The sequence below is a fragment of the Actinacidiphila sp. bgisy167 genome (assembly GCF_057707665.1).
In genome coordinates, this window is the sequence record NZ_JBYIQP010000202.1 from 1 (window position 1) to 1,381 (window position 1,381).

Annotated in this window: 2 protein-coding genes; both read left to right on the top strand. The window is 71.6% G+C overall.

What is annotated here, in order from left to right; translation table 11 throughout:
• Positions 1-82 precede the first annotated feature (82 nt).
• Complete coding sequence (locus AC3ET4_RS30775; RefSeq protein WP_431955252.1) at positions 83-790, top strand: transposase; 708 nt, start codon at positions 83-85, stop codon at positions 788-790.
• Positions 720-1,381 (top strand): transposase (locus AC3ET4_RS30780; RefSeq protein ID WP_488175984.1); only part of this gene is annotated, 662 nt, incomplete at its 3' end. The genes AC3ET4_RS30775 and AC3ET4_RS30780, both read left to right, overlap by 71 nt.

Below are 1,381 nucleotides of genomic sequence, written 5' to 3' on the forward strand. Positions count from 1 at the left end.
GTCATTCGCCTGACAGTTGGGCGGCCTTTGCGTGATCGTGTCTTCTCGCTGAAGTCGACAGTCGATCAACCCAAAGGCCGTGATGGACAGTCTGCAAGATGGCGCCGCGCGCGTCGAGGCCCTGACCGGGTTGTCCCGGTTCCGCCGCGAGTTCTACGAGTGCCTGACCCTGCGGGCCGATGCGCTGTTCGAGCTGACTGACGCGGTGCTGTGTGCCGGCGGGCCGGTGGTTTCTCTGCCTGAGCTGTCGCTGGAGGCGGTGTACCGGCGCGGGCACGGGGCGATGTACGACGCGCTGGCCCAGGGGCACATCGCTGTGTCCCGTCTGCGCAGGGCGCTGGCCGGGCTGGAGCTGCCGCGCGGTGCGGATCGGCAGCTGTCGATCGCGCTGGACGTCACGCCCTGGCCTCGTCCGGATGCCGAGTGCTCGCCCGAGCGGCTGCACTGCCACCGTCCGTGCCGTTGCGACGGGGTGCGCCAGACCATCCCGGGCTGGCCCTACCAAGTGGCGGTAGCCCTGGGTGGGGGCCGCTCGTCGTGGACCGGCCCGCTGGACGCGGTGCGCATCGGGCCCGAGGACGATCCCACCGAGGTCACCGCCGCTCAGATCCGTGAGCTGCGCGCCCGCCTGGAACAGGCCGGGCAGTGGCGGCCGGGCGACCCGCCGGTCCTGTTCGTGATGGACTCCGGCTACGACCTCGTGCGTCTGACCTGGCTGCTTGCGCGAGGAGCCGGTCCGGCTGCTGGGACGCGTCCGCGCGGACCGGGTGATGTACGCGCCGGCCGGTAAGCGCCGCGGAACCAACCCGGGACGCCCGCCCCGCCACGGGGCGGAGTTCCGCCTGTCCGACGCGGCCACCCACCCGGCCCCGGTTCAGGAGTCGACCGGCGTCCACGACCGCTTCGGCAAGGTCACCGCCCGCTGCTGGGGCCGACTGCATCCCAAACCGGACCGGCGCGGTTCCTGGGCCGACCACCAGGGCGAACTGCCCCTCGTCGAGGGCACACTGGTCCACCTGGCCGTCGAGTACCTGCCCGGCAACCGCGCCCCCAAGCCCCTGTGGCTGTGGCACAGCGACCCCGACGCCACCGCGCACAACGTCAACCGCCTCTGGCGGATCTTCCTGCGACGATTCGACATCGAACACACATTCCGCTTCTTCAAGCAGACCCTCGGGCTGACCCGGCCTCGTCTGCGCACCCCGGAACAGGCCGACCGATGGGTGTGGCTGATCCTCGCCGCCTACGCCCAACTCTGCCTCGCCCGCCCCCTGGCCGAGGACCTGCGCAGGCCCTGGGAGAAACCACTGACTCCGGACCGGCTCACCCCCGGCCGGGTCCGGCGCGGCTATCCCCGTATCCGGCGGATCCTGGGCACTCC

Coding starts and splice junctions, on each gene's coding strand:
- AC3ET4_RS30775 (WP_431955252.1), top strand. CDS start 83: ATGGACAGTCTGCAAGATGGCGCCGCGCGCGTCGAGGCCCTGACCGGG.